The sequence below is a fragment of the Paenibacillus sp. YAF4_2 genome, assembly GCF_052113225.1.
Classification (GTDB): Bacteria; Bacillota; Bacilli; order Paenibacillales; family Paenibacillaceae; genus Pristimantibacillus.
Genome location: NZ_JBFRCT010000008.1, coordinates 270391 through 287004, shown reverse-complemented (window position 1 = coordinate 287004; position 16614 = coordinate 270391). Strand labels below are relative to the sequence as shown.

Annotated in this window: 10 protein-coding genes; all 10 read right to left on the bottom strand. The window is 47.7% G+C overall.

All coding sequences use genetic code 11. The annotated features are described in order from the left end of the window. Window positions 1-13 precede the first annotated feature (13 nt). Window positions 14-973 (bottom strand): proline dehydrogenase family protein, encoded by a 960-nt coding sequence (locus AB4Y93_RS19755; RefSeq protein WP_441894567.1) that lies wholly within the window; start codon window positions 971-973, stop codon window positions 14-16. Window positions 974-1049: 76 nt separating this feature from the next. After that, window positions 1050-1862 (bottom strand): AraC family transcriptional regulator, encoded by an 813-nt coding sequence (locus AB4Y93_RS19750; RefSeq protein WP_441894566.1) that lies wholly within the window; start codon window positions 1860-1862, stop codon window positions 1050-1052. Between the two features lie 103 nt (window positions 1863-1965). Continuing rightward, window positions 1966-7071, bottom strand: coding sequence for an S-layer homology domain-containing protein (locus AB4Y93_RS19745; protein WP_441894565.1), 5106 nt, complete (start codon window positions 7069-7071; stop codon window positions 1966-1968). A gap of 44 nt (window positions 7072-7115) precedes the next feature. After that, window positions 7116-7265, bottom strand: coding sequence for a hypothetical protein (locus AB4Y93_RS19740; RefSeq protein WP_441894564.1), 150 nt, complete (start codon window positions 7263-7265; stop codon window positions 7116-7118). 128 nt (window positions 7266-7393) lie between these two features. Then, window positions 7394-8500, bottom strand: coding sequence for a rhamnogalacturonan acetylesterase (locus tag AB4Y93_RS19735; protein WP_441894563.1), 1107 nt, complete (start codon window positions 8498-8500; stop codon window positions 7394-7396). 19 nt (window positions 8501-8519) lie between these two features. Further along, window positions 8520-9785: an FG-GAP-like repeat-containing protein gene (locus AB4Y93_RS19730; RefSeq protein WP_441894562.1), complete on the bottom strand. Its 1266-nt coding sequence runs from the start codon at window positions 9783-9785 to the stop codon at window positions 8520-8522. Between the two features lie 134 nt (window positions 9786-9919). Next, on the bottom strand, window positions 9920-10717 hold the full coding sequence (locus AB4Y93_RS19725) for a polysaccharide deacetylase family protein (RefSeq protein WP_441894561.1): 798 nt from the start codon (window positions 10715-10717) through the stop codon (window positions 9920-9922). A gap of 30 nt (window positions 10718-10747) precedes the next feature. Beyond that, on the bottom strand, window positions 10748-11434 hold the full coding sequence (locus AB4Y93_RS19720; protein ID WP_441894642.1) for a DUF1961 family protein: 687 nt from the start codon (window positions 11432-11434) through the stop codon (window positions 10748-10750). Next, entirely contained in the window at window positions 11434-14034 is a 2601-nt protein-coding gene (locus AB4Y93_RS19715; RefSeq protein WP_441894560.1) for an exo-rhamnogalacturonan lyase family protein, read from the bottom strand. Before AB4Y93_RS19715 ends, AB4Y93_RS19720 begins: the two co-directional genes overlap by 1 nt. Window positions 14035-14156: 122 nt before the next feature. Next, window positions 14157-16493: an AraC family transcriptional regulator gene (locus AB4Y93_RS19710; RefSeq protein ID WP_441894559.1), complete on the bottom strand. Its 2337-nt coding sequence runs from the start codon at window positions 16491-16493 to the stop codon at window positions 14157-14159. Between the last annotated feature and the right edge of the window lie 121 nt (window positions 16494-16614).

Sequence of the window (16614 nt, the reverse complement as noted above, 5' to 3'; positions counted from 1 at the left end):
AACGCACTCCATTCTAGTAGTTGTTGTTCATTTCCTGTTTGCTTACCATATCGATAACAGCTTGATACAGATTAGGCGGATATTCGGCAATTCGATGACATAAATACAAATACCATTCCTGTCCGTAAGGAACATAAATCCGTACCGGTTTTCCTGCTTTTTGAAGTCTGTTAGCCAGATCCGGGCGAATACCGTACAGCATTTCGATTTCAGCTTGATTATTTTCCAGCCATTCGCGTTCCTGTACAGAATTAATCATAACTTCGTCATGGGTTGCGATAGAAACCAGATGCCCTTGTTGGACAGCCTTTTCAACCAGTTGCAAATAACATTGGTTCAATTCAGGTGACCGATCAATCGAAAGGCTGTCCGGTTCTTGATAAGCCCCTTTCACAATACGAATCCTACAAGGCGATGTGAGGGTTGCCAAATCATCCGGTGTTCGCAGCAGATGTGCCTGCAATGTAATGCCAATACCGGAAAAGACAGCTGCTGCCTGCTTATAGACGGATAATATGTCATCTGTTTTCCCCGACTCTTCCATGCTGATAAACAGCTCAATATCCGTTCCTGCTGCCTGTTCGGCCAAATCTATCAAACAGGAATATGCGAGCGACTTGCTTATGGACAGCCCGATATGTGACAAATCAAACGATACCCTGGCCGGAATTCCAGCCTTCTTCAATTCATGGATAAGCGCTTTCATTTCTGCTGCAGCCTGTTCACATTCTGCCGCACTTAGCGTATTCTCCCCAATATATTCGATGGAAAGAGAATAACCCCTTCCTACAAGTTTTGTTCCTGCAGCAATACCGTCCTGAAGACTGTCTCCCGCAATATACCGCAAAGCAGCCTGGCGCAAAATCCGGTTTAATTCCGGGGATTTCTCTACATAGGCTTTTAGATCCGCGCGCCTTGCCATTTTTTTAAATGCAGCTGTAAATTGCTGTTCCAGTTCCAAATGTTGAACCATGATGCCACTCCCTTCCCAATTGCTCTCATTGTACGGGAGAACGGAGCGGCGGTATTGTATAAAATTGCTTTTACAACTACATAGACAATGCGTATTTTTGCGGCGTAGCTCCTACGATCCTGCTAAACATTCTCGTAAAATGGCTCTGGTCATAGAATCCCGCTTCCGCCGCAATTTCTGCAATCGGACGTTGCATCTTCATGAGTTCTGTCTTAGCATGATTAATTCGCAGCAAGTTCTGATAGGCATGCGGCGGCAAATGGTTCGATTGTTTAAATAGACGAATCAGATAAAATCTGCTGATACCCGTTATACGCTCGAGGTCGTCCAGCGTAATCTTTTCCGTATAATGTTCATGCAAATACTCACTTACTAGATTAACGTATTTCCGGTCTTGTTTGATGCTGCGGCCTCTATGCTCAAAATCGGAACTATTGCGGCAGACAATCGTCTGGATCAATTCGATCAGCGAGGCTTCTATCGCAAGTGGTGTACCTAAGCCTGCTAATGCATCCATCGTTTGATTTAAATAGAGTCGGCAAGCTTTGTTTTTCCCCTCTCCAAGTAAAAAAGGGATATGTAGCTGGTCAAGCTCCTGCTGCTTCAGACCTTGAAGCCATTCCTGCTTAATAAACAGCATCTTGTAACTCCAGTCTGCGCCTTCTTCCGGATGACAGGCATGGAGCATAGTTGGAGGAAAACTAATCATTCTCCCTGCATCCACCTGGTGCATTGACCCGTCGCACCAAGCATATGTCTCCCCTGTATCAATCAACCCTATCGAATACTCTTCATGGAAATGCTTTTGATAAGCAAGATCACTCTTCAAACAATGCTTAGCTTCCAAGAACGGAAGGGAATGATCCCGGTAAAACATTACATCCGACATGATCTATGGTACACCCCCTTGATATAGGGCCTATTATAACAGCTTACTAAAAAAGGGCAATCCAGCAGATTGCCTGCTTCTGGATTGCCCTCATACTTAACTCCTATTTCTTGTAAATGTTATAAAGCATGACCGCAACCTCTGCTCTTGTAGTCGTCGCAAGAGGAGACAGGCTCTTGCCAGAACCTTGAACAATACCGTTCTTCACCAATGTTGCAATGCTGTCAGAAGCATATGCGCTTACTTGATCGGCGTCCGCGTAACCACTGATGTCATCAGCTGTACCGTTCATCGCAGCAAGCTTTTGCACTGCTACCAACGCTTTGGCCGTTAATGTCATCATGTCCTGACGGCTGATGCTCGCACGAGGGTCAAACTGGTTATCGCCAATTCCGTTTGTAATACCAAGCTTCTTCGCGATACCAATCGCCTCATAGTAATAATCAGTAGATTGAACATCAGCGAAGTTTGAATTAAATTGGGCTGTCAGACCAAGCGTGGAGACGAGAAGCTTCATAAAGTCTGCTCTCGTAACAGCCGTATTTGGCGAATAGGCTTGAGCCGACGTACCGTTAATGATTCCTCTTGAAGCGAGTGCTTCAATTTGTGCTTTCGCCCAATGAACGTTCGCCAGATCGTTAAATGTCTTGTGGACTACAGCCACAGCATATTTACTGAAATGTGTAGTTGTAAACACCATAGCACCTACAGCTTGATCATAGCGGCCGCTTGGCATTGGCTCTGTTGTACCGTCATCCTTTACATACAGGATCACGAGATGATCCAAATCTTCGCCTGCTGCCGGTGTGTACGGAATCGTTACGACAACCCCGACATTTTCATTATGAAAAGCAAGCGGTTTGTTATCTGCCAGCATGCTGACTTCAATAACAGGTTTATCTACGGTCGAAGTTTCAGCAGTCCCAATGTGTAAAGTCACATTTTGAGCCGAACCAAGCTCAGTTGCGGAGAACATGCCCGCTGGCAAAGTAACCGTACCGAACTTCGTCTTAATCCGGATGACTTGCTCCTGACCAAGCGTAACAAGATTAGCAGCCGGAATTTGCTGCTCATATGCTACTGCTCCTGCCACCTGCGGCAGTTCAATCTCCACAACCTTCTCTCCGCTGCGTAAAACTGGAGCAAGCAAGATTGCTTTATTTAATTCTTCCGCTGTTACTGCACCCTTCACAACCTTGGTGGTCACATCAAGTACGCCATTTACAGTCAGTCTCGCTAAATCCGTAGTTACAACAGGAGTCAAGCCGCTTGTTGGGCTTGAACCGCTGCCTGAATTACCTTGGCTGGATTTTGCAGGTACAACAACCGCGATAGACACCGTATCTGCCATCGAGCTGTCCGAAGTTCGGGTCACACGAAGGATCAGATTAACTGTTGTGTCTGTTGCTGGAGGCGTAATGACACCTTCCGTGCTGATGACTTCGCTGTCCGATGAGAGAATAGTCGTCGTGAACTCGGCTGGAACTTCAGGCAGCGTTAACACTGTCGCATTTCTCGCTGGAGCTGCAATGGCAGTGATGCCGTCCGCAACCTCTTGTGCTGTACGGGCAATAGCAACACTTTGTACGTTGGACAATACCGACTCCGTGCCCGTACCGTCAATAACACTTACTTTGTAGAAATAGGTATGCTCCGATGGTAAGCCGGTATCCGTGTAAGAGCCAGCCGAACCGCTGTATACCTTCGAGTACGTGCCATCTTCGCTCTCCGCACGGTACAGGTTATAACCAAGCGAGCCTGTTGTTTTATTCCAAGTCAGCTTGACGCTTGTTGAAGATGCTGCCTCAGCTTTGAGGCCCATAGAAGTGTCCACAGCTGGTTCCAAATCAGGTTTAACAATCATAATCCAGCTGATCATTGGATCCTGTGCAGCGGTGTTTCTTACGGTCACATTTAATGACCCGTCTGTAATATTAACTCCGGTATAAGCCATAACATTGCTTGGCGTAAACGTGACGGCACCCTTTACCGTATCGTTAAACAGCAGATTCGCTTTTCTTGATGTGTTTGTCCACGGATCGTTAAAGCCCAGATAAACATCGTATGAGCCATTCTCTAACGTGAACTTATAAGACAAATCCGTGCCTGCTGCAGAATTAGCTACATTGCCTCCGTTCAAATAACGGACGGTTGAGAAAATGTCACCGCTCGTCGATCCGGAAGGCGCAGAGTTAGTCCCTAAGTAACCCCATGGCGTTGTGTCATCTTGATTATAGGCCTGTTCTACGATTCCTTTGTTCGCTAGTGTATCTTGCATATAAGATGCAATCAGGTTGTAATCGGGAGTTGCATACCCACCCGCATTAACGAAATACAAGGTATTGTCCGGAATGACAACCAGCTTAACGCTTTGTACCTTATTGTGATAATTCGGAAGCGTCATTTGTACCGTAATCGGTCCCGGCTTCGAGAAATCCGCTGCGGATAGCGCATGGGAATCGAGTGACCAGGTTACCGGAGTGGAGACCGTTTCACCATTCTCCAGCACATCAACATTAGCTGGCAGATTAGGCACATCACCAAGAGAAACGGCTTCAGGGAATTTAGTTGTCACATTCACTTGACCCATCGCATCAAGCAGATCTGTTGTCCAGCTGGAGTACCATTTGATTGCAATATCTGTACCCATACCAAATTCGATTGGCAGGAACACATATTTCGCTCCATCATTGGCAAAGTTACCGCCATTCCAGATGTCTCCGACATAGATGAATTTCCCTGCTTCTGCATCAACCGGAATAACAAAGGTAGATTGTGTATTAAAAGCTTTCGTTGGATCTGGATCACTTGCCGATGTACGAACAAAAGGATCTGTCATTGGTGACCACGTTCCGAAGATGTTATCTGCAACCGTGTATTTGTTCTGGTTCGCTGCCCATCCTGTCGCACCAGACGTGATCATATAATATTTGCCTTTATATTTGAACATAGCTGGTGCTTCGCGCTGAGCACCTGGGAATACTCGAACATAATCGACGCCATATACGGATTTGTATGATGTATCACGAACAGGATTTCCATCCTCATCCGTCAGGCCATCCTTATGCCAGCCGGTAACATCCAAGTAATCAGGCGTAAGCTTCGAGATGTAGATCGTCAAGTTCTCTTCAGACGAATAGATGAGGTATGCAGTACCATCATCATCCTTGAAAAGGTTCATATCCCGCGCCATACCTTTGTCGCTCGGATGATAATCCGTTTGCCCTGCAGGTGTCATGTCCATTCGATAGCTTCGTTGATAGACGAATGGTCCTGTTGGCGAATCGCTGATCGCGACGCCGGCTTGAGCTTTGCCATAGTTCTGGGCATCATTGTCAGCATTCTTGTCGCCATCGATATGAGCCCACATGACGTATTTCTTTGTTTCATCGTTATAGACAACTTTTGGTCTTTCAACAATTCTTCCTTTACGGATATCCGCCCAAATGTTGTCCGTATCCGTTCTGTCTTTATACAGGTCATAGACTGGAGAGTTTACATTCGTAAAATCATCCTTGGACTGGATGAGTGACAGCGCCATGCCTTCATCTTTCCAGTTCAGAAGATCCGTGGACGAATACACTCGAACTCCGCCTGATGGCCAAGCACCTTTGTGATATTCCCCATACCAGTAGTATTTCTGCGTCTTCTCATCGTACATAAAGCCTGCACCATGAGCATCAATAGCAAGTCCCGTTGTATCGGTCCAAATTGCACTCGGTACAATTGCCGTTCGAGTAGCGCTGATGCCAAGTGGAGTGGACTCAGGTGCAGCTACACCATCAGCGACAGCGCTGAGCTTGTAGAAATACCCTGTCCCTTGCGTCAGCCCTGTATCGGTATAAGTCGTATCCGTACCTGTATAAATCGTAGTATAGGTGCCGGAAGCGCTTGGTGATTTCTTCAGCGTATAAGTGACTTTTGTTCCTTCAAGCGCATCCCAATTCAGGGTTACCGAAGATGTCGTCGAGCTGGCTGTGAACCCTGTAGGAGCGTCAAAGGAAAAAGTAGACGCCTGTGCAGATGCAGCAGGTGACTCACCAAACGCATTGAAGGCTTTAAACTGATAGCGATATTCCTTGTTTGGTGTTAAGCCGGTATCCTTAAAGCTCAACGCTGTGCCCTCATAAATTTGATCAAATGACTCGCCCCCATCTGAAGATTTGAGGACTCTGTAGCCGGTAGCCGTGGCAGTCGCTGTCCAGTTCAGATTAATTGTTGTCGAATCTGCTGCAACAGCTGTCTGTCCAGTAGGAGCAACCGGAGGGACGCCAACGGTACGCACACTTAGTTCCGATGACCATTGTGACTCAGTCAGACCGCCGTATAAATAAGCGATTTTATAATAATAAACCGTATCTGAGTTTAATCCGGTATTCACATAACTGGCATCTGTGGTGTTCCCCACAAACGTATAACCGCTGCCCGAAGTTGTTGAGCGGTACACGTTATAGCTGGACGCACCATCTATTGTATCCCAGCTCAAGGATACGGATGAGGTGGTTTTCGCGGCTTCATCGGATTTGATAGCAGATGCGTTTGCAGCAGGGATATCGATCACTTTGACATCATCTACTTGAACCGCCTGCCACTTATTTCGGATGCCGATCTTGCCGCTGGAATAAGTCGAATCAACGGCATCAAACAAAAGCTTATCAACGCCATTTTCAACGACATAGCCTCTGATCGAGCTGCCATTCAGCACCAGCTTCAGCGTGTACCATTTATTTTTGCTTAGCGTGTACGAGACTGTTTTGATTGTCGTATCTGTCCCGTTAATCCGTTTGGATAATACGACGCCGGTTGTTGTCTGCATTTGGAAATAGTAGAAGTTCTTATAGTCTTGAACACGAGCCAGAATGCCCGGATAAGCTCCGCCATTCCCCGTGTAGATTCGCATCGTTACGGTTGAATTATCCCAGTTCTCACCTGTAGTAATGATGCCCTCGCCTGTATCCGATTGATTCAATACCTTGTTGTTTGTATCAGTTGGATCCGCTGCGATGGACCAAGTGCCAATAGGTTTGCTGGTAGCAGGATCGATGGCAACAGTCCATGTCGGAGAAGCTGTAAAATCTCCATCAGAGAAATCGTCTTGGAAATCAATAGCACTAGCTGCCGAGACCTTCGGCATGGATGAGAAATTAAAGAAGGATACACAAATGGATAAGACAAGAAGCCAAGCAATCGGTTTTTTCCGCACTTTCATGTTCTCCCCTTTTGATTAAAGTAGAGTATAAGCCAACACGACTATCACGTTAAATCTCCTGCATTACGGCAAATCTGCTGCTGTTCACCTCCATTTTCAGAAACCCGTTTCATGAAACCGGTTACATGAAAGTCAAAATAAATAAAACCTAATTTACCTTCAACAAGCAAAAAACTAGAAGAAAGCGGTTTCATGGAGACATTGTACTCCTTCCTCCATCAAATGGCAACCGCCTATCTTCTTAAAAAAGATAAATATATTTCGACTCTATTGTCGGTTAATGCTGGAATAATAGATTGATTATTAATAGGTCTATTAATCTTTATCTCAAATAGAGCATCAATGGCTGCAGGCGCATCGCCTTCAGCTCTTCATACACCAGCTTCGCGATTTCAATACCTCCGAGCTGCTGAAAATGCGTATTGTCCTCGACTCCGTCTGGGAAATTCATAAACTCCCCAGGTGCCAGCCACATAAACAGGTTCTTTGTTGCTTCCGGACCTAACGACTCATATAACGCTTTGCTAGAGTTGGCCAAATCAATGAGCGGTACATTCTCTTCTGATGCAAGCTCTCTTACAGCCGTTAGATAGTCGCCATGTGTATCACGGAGCGTTCCATCCTCTTCGAAGAAACGGCGCTGCACGGATGTGACTAGAATCGGAATTACCTTCCTCTCCCTTGCCCCGTCAATATACACCTTGAGTGTTTGTTTGTAGGTGGTAAAAGGCTCCGTATACCGCTCCTCATCATGCTTCTGATCGTTATGACCAAACTGAATAAGCAGATAATCATAAGGCTTGATCCTGCTCCAAATCTTGTCCAGCACGCCTTCACTTATAAAGCTTTTGGAGCTTCTGCCAGACAAAGCGTAATTCGCTACCGTCGCATCCTGCTTCACGAACATTGGCAGCATCTGCCCCCATCCTGCATACGGATATCCGTCATCTGGCTGATCCGTTACCGTGGAATCTCCTGCCAGAAACAGCGTGCAGGCTTGAGGCGCAGGCTCGATCTCCATCGCATTAATACGTGGGGCAAGCCCTGAGAAGGACAGTTTAAGCTGACCATCCGTCACCCAAACGGAGAAGCTTAAGCGCGAGAAGCTTCCTGGTGTTGTTCGCTGCTTATGTACCATAAGCCTGCCAGCACCTGCTTTAATCGTAGTTTCCGTTGCAGCAATTTCATCTCCCAGCAGGACTGTGACGCGATAAGTGCCATCCTCTACGTCGAGCAGAAAAGCTGTTTCTACCGGGATACAAAAATCTCTGCGCAAAGCACCGGGTTCTACACGGTCTTTGGCATTCACTTTATCTGTCCGGGTAAACCCATATCCCGTAAAAGAATCATATACCGATTGCGGTGTTATCTTCGTATATCCCTCCGCCGGGGCTCCAGTTCCAAAATCAAATCGATAGGATTGTGTCATATCGCTGATGTCTCCTTTATTATATTTCTCCGCCMGGGTATAACGTTGAGCTGGACAGCCGCTTCGGCTGTGGAAGCGGAGAACCCGCTACGCTCTCACTTAGATTAACAGACTTGCTTGCATAGATATCAGCAGTTCCCTCGTTGTAGATGATAACCTGCTCTGTACCGCTTCCCCATAAGTCGGCATGAACAACATAACCCTCTGTAGGAAACGCTACTACAGCATTCATATTTCCGTCATAAAGCGTTGGGAACAATCCGCCGCCTCGCCGGAAAGCCAGAATATAGTCAGGAGCATCCTCCGTCCAACCGCGTAAAGTCTCGATAATCGTCAACCAGCCCGGCGTCTTACGGTCTTCCTTCCATAGCTCCTGACCAGAGCTGTCCAGCAGGAACAAGGCATCCTTGCCAACTAGTCCTTTACCGTCATCTTCTCGTACGAGCCGGTCCAGTCCTGCAATCTGCAGGCCAGGAAGGTCCGTTCGGAATCGCCCAAGTGCAATATGCTGCGACTCAACCGAACCCTCATAGCGCCATAATTCCTTGCCATTACGGTCATACATAACAGTGACGCTGCCCCCAATAACAAGCTCCGGTTCTCCGTCACCATTCACATCGCCTACCCATATACAATCGGCATGTTCATCCAGATCGCGGCAGCTCCATAAGAGCTTGCCGTCATGATCCAGCAGATCATAACCAGCCATCACTTCGTCGCATCCATCACCGTCCAGATCATATACCCACGGGAAATGACCAGGATTACCCTCATAAGCCCAAATCAGATTCATATGTCGGTCAAGCGCCCATAAACGGTGATAACGATCCTTCAAAATAATCTCTCCAGCATGTGTGCCACCAGTCAAATTGGCGACGATAATGCAGTCATGCGCATGTGGATCAGGTAATTCATGTGACGATCGTACACTTCCATCATGACCGTTAATAATGAGAAGGCGGCTATCCATAACGCAGAGAACTTCAAGCTTGCCATCTCCATCAATATCGGCGATTTGGGCGGGGTAATCCGAGCCTTGTCGGCCTGCGCCAGGGTCAGGCTTTCCTGTCTGCCAGAGCAGATTCCCCTCCAGATCGAAGGCGGTCAGGCATTGTACCTGATGAGGAATATAACGCACGTCCTGTCGGTTGTCCGGCTGAACAAGCAGCACCTCCATCCTGCCGTCACCGTTCAAGTCACCTAGCAGCATTTTGCAATGCGGCCCCGCCGCCGCGATATCTATTTTCCCGATAAGAAAAGGTTCTTTCGTCGTTACTAGAGTCATCCTATTCCCTCCTAAAAAGAATTGGCACATGCTTAAAGAATTGGCACATGCTTTTTGTGACGATTCTTACTTCGTAAGCGTAGGCTTAAAGAATTGGCACATGCTTTTTGTGACGATTCTTACTTCGTAAGCGTTTAGAAGCTGATCTGCTCTCCGCCTTTCACTTCCACCGCCTTCCCGTCTACATTCAGCCATACACTTAAGCCCGAAGGATTGTAGACGAAGCCAAGTCCCGCTGAGAACCTCAGCCCTTCGAATGCCTTCGTATAATCAACAAGCTCAATATTGGTACAGTACCAAATCTCCGGTTTGCCGCCGATATACTGGCCGAACTGCTCCATTAGCTCCCAGTTATTGTCGTTATCGAATTCGTAACTGTGTCCCCACACGTACATCAAATACAAATATTGCGTCTTGTGAAGGCTGACAAATTCCTCCGCATGCTTCATCAGATCGCGGTTATGATGACAAGTCGGCTGCCATTCATGCCAGTCATCTGGCATACCATAATGTCCTGTGCTCGGAACAACACGCGCATATTCGATCCCGAGGCCGGGCAATAGTTCCTTAATTCTGCGGTTATAAGAGCCGTTCGGATAGGACATACCACGCACCGTATAGCCGACAAGACTTTCCAGATTACGCCTGTCCTCCATAATCTCGTAAACGATTTGCTCATTTGGACAGCGAGCGATCGTTGGATGAGTCAACGTATGGGCTGACACCTCATGTCCCTCGTACAGCGACTTCACCTCATCGGCCTCTACCCTATCCGTAGAACCAAACAGTCCTGAATTGAGATGAAAGGTTCCTTTCAGCCCATTGCGGTTAAAAATATCCACCAGCCGCCGATCTGCCAACCTGCCGTCATCATAGCTAAGAGTTAACGCTTTGTGCCGCCCTTCGGGAAAGCACATCAATATTCTCGACATTCCGTATCCTCCTAAGATGGTAAATGACCTTTATGGGGCATACACCTGTAAATTACCATACTCAGCAATAAGTGGTGCCATTTGACGAAAGCCAAGCTTGCCTTCTCCAAGCAGCGGTCCCCATGTTGTGCCGTCATCCTGCCAGCTGAACAACACCAGATCGTTAATCGCAAACAACACTTCTGTCCCCTGCTTCATCAGCAGCATCCGGTACGGTCCAGCAGCATCCGTGATATCCGGTATCGGGTCTGCTCCTTGTGCGACAAGATGAAAGCCGAAGCTTTTCCGCAAATTGCAAGTATGGAACTGCCGCTCCTCCGGGTATCGCCTGCGAAAGTAAGAAATATGAAAAGCGTGAATATCCCCATGATGATATTGATCGTATATCCCGCTTCGCTCCGCAAGCCTCGGATCAAAAAGATCTCGCCCGTCCTTTCCTATCGCACAAAAGAAAACAATAGCCAGCCCCGGCTCCCGCACAGGCCAAAAATCCCAGGTTACCGCGAGGTCCGCCGGGAACTGCTCCGGGCACCAGAATACGAGATTAGCAGCCTGTCCTTCAGCAGCGTCTCTTGTACTTTCCAGCCGCATCCGACCCATGGGAAAGGAGACCGCTGCGTCTCCCTCCATTCGGTACTCCCGTACATCATCAACTGTTTGCAGCGGATTGTTATAAATCATTCTCCACTCAGCAGGAATGAGCCTGCTTAATTCCATCATTTGGATTGCTCCTGCAGCTTCAGCTCTTGCTGCTCAGGAAGATAGTCTGCAATCAGCTCCAAAGCAATAATCGTATTGAGCGACCACTGCGCTGCTTCGTTTGTATTCATCCAGTCAATTTCCCTGAGTGTATCGACATGGGTCACTATCGAAGCTTCCTCTTGCAGATGAACGTTTGCAAACGGATTACCTAACAGAATCCCCCAGCACTTCCTAGCCGTTTCTTCATCCTTCTTATAGTAAGCGCCATAGGCGACGATCGCCGCGCTAAGCACCGGATGCTCGAAACGCTTCGTGCTGATCTGTCCATGGGTCAGCTTATCCTTTTCTTCCTGGGACTTGTTATAATACACGCCTAATTCGGCCATCATTTCTTCCCACTGTGGGTCCTTCAGCATACCAGCAAGCTCGAACCAGACCTGCGGACCGCCCATACAAATGGCTAAATGCCGACCCCAGTTGTCATCACCCATCGGTGTTAAGACACCTGTCTTCGGATCGTAACCGTAAGTTGGACCTGAGATCAGTCCATAATTAGCTCCTTTGATGGAGTTGATTCCGACCAGTATTTTATCCCGGTAAGCCGTGTCCTCGTAACGCTCCCAACGGGTCATCCAATTAGAGCTGAAAGCCGCCCAGTCAGGACCAACCCGAACATGCGTTGGATGCTCGTCTTTCGGGAAATAATACCGCATCGGATCCAGATTAACCGTTGTGTAATCCGAGTCTCTCACTTCATCCATCATATCGCCAATCCGCTCATCCGCTGTCAAATAATAAAAATAACGGTGCAGGCCGGCCATTCCGATTCTTGCTTCTTTACAGCCGCAGCCCCAATGGACAACGTTATGACGCGAGCCTAAGCCCGCATATTCGCCAAAATGATAAACATCCACTTCGCTTGTATGCCTGGTCATCGCCTCTGCCATTCGGAAAATATCTTCCCTGCCCGAACGCAGAAACATAATCCACAGCCACATATTTGGTGCAAGCTCGGTGTTCTGCCATGCACATCCGCCTAGATCATAATTCCAGACATGCCGGACAGGATCATAGCTGTGCATAAAATCGCCGTAATCCCATAGCCCATACCACTTCCGCTGCTCGACCTCATCTTGGTAAAAGGAAATAATACCATCAAGCCGCTCCTCCAGCTCACGCTTCGCTTCGGTTGAACGATCCGGTAAGCTCCAAATCCCAAACGCTCCAGCCTCATGATAATAGGCTGGCTCGCACACTAGCAGTGATGGATGATCTGTTTCCTGCCTCATTTGTTCCAGCAGCTCTGGAGCCGGAGTCTCCTCTGTACACCACAAGGTCAGTTCATTTGTGTTGGCAATGCCATATGGCGTCGCGCGAAGCTCTTCCGCCCCCTCGTACGAGGATTCCACATGAGTCTTCGTATCGTAATGCCGTAAATCCATCGCTTCCCCATCAGGGGACCACAGCCATACCGTAAGCGAAGCTTGATCCTGTGCGGTTCCATGGACTTCGAATCCGGAGGGATGCTTTTGCCAGAAGTTTCTTAGACCACAAGCGAGACCACCGCCAGAACCACCAACATAAGCCATACCACCTGCACGCCGTCCGTCCGTCACTTTCACCCAGCTGCAGCCTTCACTTGTCCTCTTCCAAATTCGATAATGCTCAGATGATTGCTGCATCACTTTGAAGCTGTCCCATGTTGCGGAGTCATCTAATAGACTGAGGAAATAGGCGTCCTCCTCCGGATCAAAGCTGACTGAACGTCCTAGGGTCTGCTCCTCGAACAGATCCCGGTACTTCCCTTTTGTTCTTCGTGTATGGAGGGTTTTGGGTGATTCAGCGAACAACCCGCTATCGCCGGCAAACCGGACATGACGATTGTAATGCTCACCTCTCATTGGTACAGCAAAACGAATTCCTATCCCTTTAATAAAATCCTCATTCGGATTGCCGTCGTAATAGAACGTATGAACGATCCGAATCGTTTCTAGTCCTGCATAGACATACAGCCTCATAGAGAAGGGCAGCCATTCTCTTGAACTGCCCGCTGCACGATGTCTGCCGTCGATTTTCACAACAGCTCGAACCGGTCCTTCCTGCTCAATGGCCATCCGGTGTACCTGGCTCTCGAATGGTTCTGACCGAGTCGTCTTGATGCCAGATGCTTCGCTGCTAGTTTCCTTCAAGCCTACCAATTCGCCTCCGCTGCACACCTCGGCACCGCCACGGGTAATACTGTGCAGCCACTGACTGCCGCTTCTGCCAAGCGTTAACACCATGACACCTGTATCAAGCTGAATTGTTTCATCTGTCTGAGTGACTATAATCTGCTGCCTTGGAGATGTAGTTTCGCCTTTGGTCAGCGAATAAGCATCTGCTCCGCCTTCTGGTTCTGCCGCAGCATGAGCGGTCCATTTCACGCTTTCATCCGGCCAGTAGGCGGTTGCCCAATGCTGCATGGGAACGGCCGTACCGTCTTCCGTTCTTGTAAGACATAAAGCTTCATCCCGGCGGAGCTCACCTTCCCTCCAAGGAACACCCCAAGTCATACCAACAGGCATGGACACCTTTTGCGATAAACGGTTCAACTGAATTGTTTTGTTCAAAGCCATGCACTCATCTCCTTCCATTTGGCCTCATTGTAGGGAAACGCTTATTAACGCTCAATGAGACATTATTGCAGGAGTACCCAAATGCGATTTGCACATTATTGCCCGGTTTGTACGATCTTGTTTTACAAGTGCTGGCTCTGCTCCCGATAGCTTGTTGGCGTCATGCCTTCAAGCTTTTTGAAGATCCGGTTGAAGTAGCTGTGCTGATAGCCAACCTGTTCAGCCACGTCGTTGATTTTCATTTCCGAATCACGAAGGAGCTCCTTCGCCTTCTCAATACGAAGCTCTGTCAGGTAGTCGATGAAATTTTTCCCCGTCACGACTTTAAACGATTTGCTAAGATAAAACGGATTCGTACCGACATGCTCCGCACAGTTATCTAGCGAAATATCATGTCTATAATTTTGCTGCAAATAAATCATCGCGCCTTCAATCAGGCGTTTGACTTCAGAATTCGAGCGGCAGCTCAGCTCCTTCTGGAATGGAGCAAGTACTTTGTCCTTGAACCACGACTGCATCCGCTTCGGCTCGCGAATTTGCGATAGCTGCTCATACATATTCACACCTTTGAACAGCCGGTTCGGATTGACGCCGGACACCATAATCGCATGCTGTACATTGCCAAGCAGATGAAGCATTCCTTGCTGAACATCAATTTCCTTGGCGCCTTGGCAGGATAATGTACCGATAAAAGCTTGCAGCAGCTCAGACGCTTCTTCCTCTTTGCCTGTCCGAAGCGCCTGAATAAGCTCACGCTCCAGTGCAAACGGATACTGCGGCTCCGCCCATGCTTCTCCATCCAGCACACCCTGCTCCATATCAATAATCTGATTGGCATTATCAAAGTTGCGGTAGCTGACCGCCTGCTTCACCCGCTCGAATTCATTCGGAAGATCGGAAATTTGTGCCGTTTGACGGCTGATCGCCATCGTCACCCGCATTCTCAAGATTCGGTTAACTGAGGTCGTTAACTCCTCACTAAACGCTTCGATTTCTGCCTTATGGGAACAACCTTCCGGTATAAGCAGCACAATTCCTGCTGTCAAATCATGAAAGTTGAGCGTATCACTCTGTTCAAAATGCTTAGAGGCGAGCTCCTTCATCATATTAACGGCGGCGAACGTTACCAGCCCTTCATCTCCGCTGCGGAACGTTTCGTCCATATTCGCTATTCCATTTAATTGGATGAACAATACGACAAACTGACGTCCTTGTACCTCCCATTTGAAATGCTCCATTCGGCGCAGCAAATCTTCTTCGGAATAGGCGTACATATAGCCTTGCAGAAGCTGATGCAGGAAGCTTTCCTTCACATGCGGAAGCTGCTCCTCAAGCTTCGAGTTCAGTTCAAGCCGCTCCTTATGAAGATGCTGATACTGTTGCTCAATCAGTGTAAATTCATCATCCAGCCTGCCCCATGCTGCTTCCCCAGAATGACCGCCAAGCATCGTAACCAGCCGTTTTACAGGGGAGTAGATCCGATGAGAAGCCAGCCACGACAGCAATGCTGCTAGGAGCAGCGCGATGAGACTAACCGTAATAATCAATTTGGATATGAACATCACCGGAGACATAATGCTTGTAATTGGCGAAGCCGACACATACAGCCATTCATCCGAAATTCTGGACAAGCTTCCGTAGGAGACGGTGTAAGTCGAGCCCTTCCATTCGAAGAAGAATGAACCTCTCTCCTCCTTCATGTTGTCGATCTTGTCACGAAGCGCCTGCACAAACGGAGAATTGGAAGCGCTTCCGTTAGCAGAAACATAAAGATCCCCTGATTTCTGCAGTATGAATGCTTCACCTTCGTAATAAGGTGTCATCGTCTGAAGCAAGCTGGCGATTTTGGCACTGTCGAATCGGAAGACCAGAACGCCAAACGGATTTGGACTACCGCCGGGAATATGGTGAACAAGCGTTAAATCCTTCTCCTCCGGACGAGTAGGATCAAAAGCCCATTGCGTCCAGTAGGTCACCGTTTTACCGTGAATCAGCTTATTATAGATGCTTAAATCCTGCTCTGTTTGCAGCGGTGTATATTCAGGGTTAAACAGAACCTTGCTGTCTCCGCCAACAAACAGCTCTGCCTTCTTGACTAAGGCATTTGAGCCCTGCATAGCAATCAGCGTCTTTGTAATGTCATCCGTTCTTTTAAACTCATGAACAAAATCAAGTCCATTCAAGCTATAGTCAAATTTATTATCAAAAGCCCAGTGGGAAAGCAGAAGCTCCAAATTGCTTAATTGATCGTCTAATTGCTCAGAGCGCTGTTCAATCTGCTGGTAATGAAGCTGCAGCAATTCACTTTCTATACGGCCGCCGGCCATCCAATAGACAAGAGCTCCAATAATAAGTCCGGGAATACCGGAAACGATGAAGATCATAATTAAGCTTTTTCTGAAAAACCGTCCTTTACCGCTTTCAGTCCGGTTCCGCCATATTTTTCTTCCTTGGAGCATCCAATTCCCCCGTTTCTTTTAATTATAAACTTGACCTTATAATAAATTTGGAATAAATGGAAGCAGGAAATTCAGACTATTTTGTTCGAAAATCAGAGATTCTCATGCCAAAGCACCCATC

Bases quoted from the DNA above. Each gene is read 5' to 3' on its own strand.
- AB4Y93_RS19755 (WP_441894567.1), bottom strand. From the start codon at position 973: ATGGTTCAACATTTGGAACTGGAACAGCAATTTACAGCTGCATTTAAA.
- AB4Y93_RS19750 (WP_441894566.1), bottom strand. From the start codon at position 1,862: ATGTCGGATGTAATGTTTTACCGGGATCATTCCCTTCCGTTCTTGGAA.
- AB4Y93_RS19745 (WP_441894565.1), bottom strand. From the start codon at position 7,071: ATGAAAGTGCGGAAAAAACCGATTGCTTGGCTTCTTGTCTTATCCATT.
- AB4Y93_RS19740 (WP_441894564.1), bottom strand. From the start codon at position 7,265: ATGAAACCGCTTTCTTCTAGTTTTTTGCTTGTTGAAGGTAAATTAGGT.
- AB4Y93_RS19735 (WP_441894563.1), bottom strand. From the start codon at position 8,500: ATGACACAATCCTATCGATTTGATTTTGGAACTGGAGCCCCGGCGGAG.
- AB4Y93_RS19725 (WP_441894561.1), bottom strand. From the start codon at position 10,717: ATGTCGAGAATATTGATGTGCTTTCCCGAAGGGCGGCACAAAGCGTTA.
- AB4Y93_RS19720 (WP_441894642.1), bottom strand. From the start codon at position 11,434: ATGGAATTAAGCAGGCTCATTCCTGCTGAGTGGAGAATGATTTATAAC.
- AB4Y93_RS19715 (WP_441894560.1), bottom strand. From the start codon at position 14,034: ATGGCTTTGAACAAAACAATTCAGTTGAACCGTTTATCGCAAAAGGTG.
- AB4Y93_RS19710 (WP_441894559.1), bottom strand. From the start codon at position 16,493: ATGCTCCAAGGAAGAAAAATATGGCGGAACCGGACTGAAAGCGGTAAA.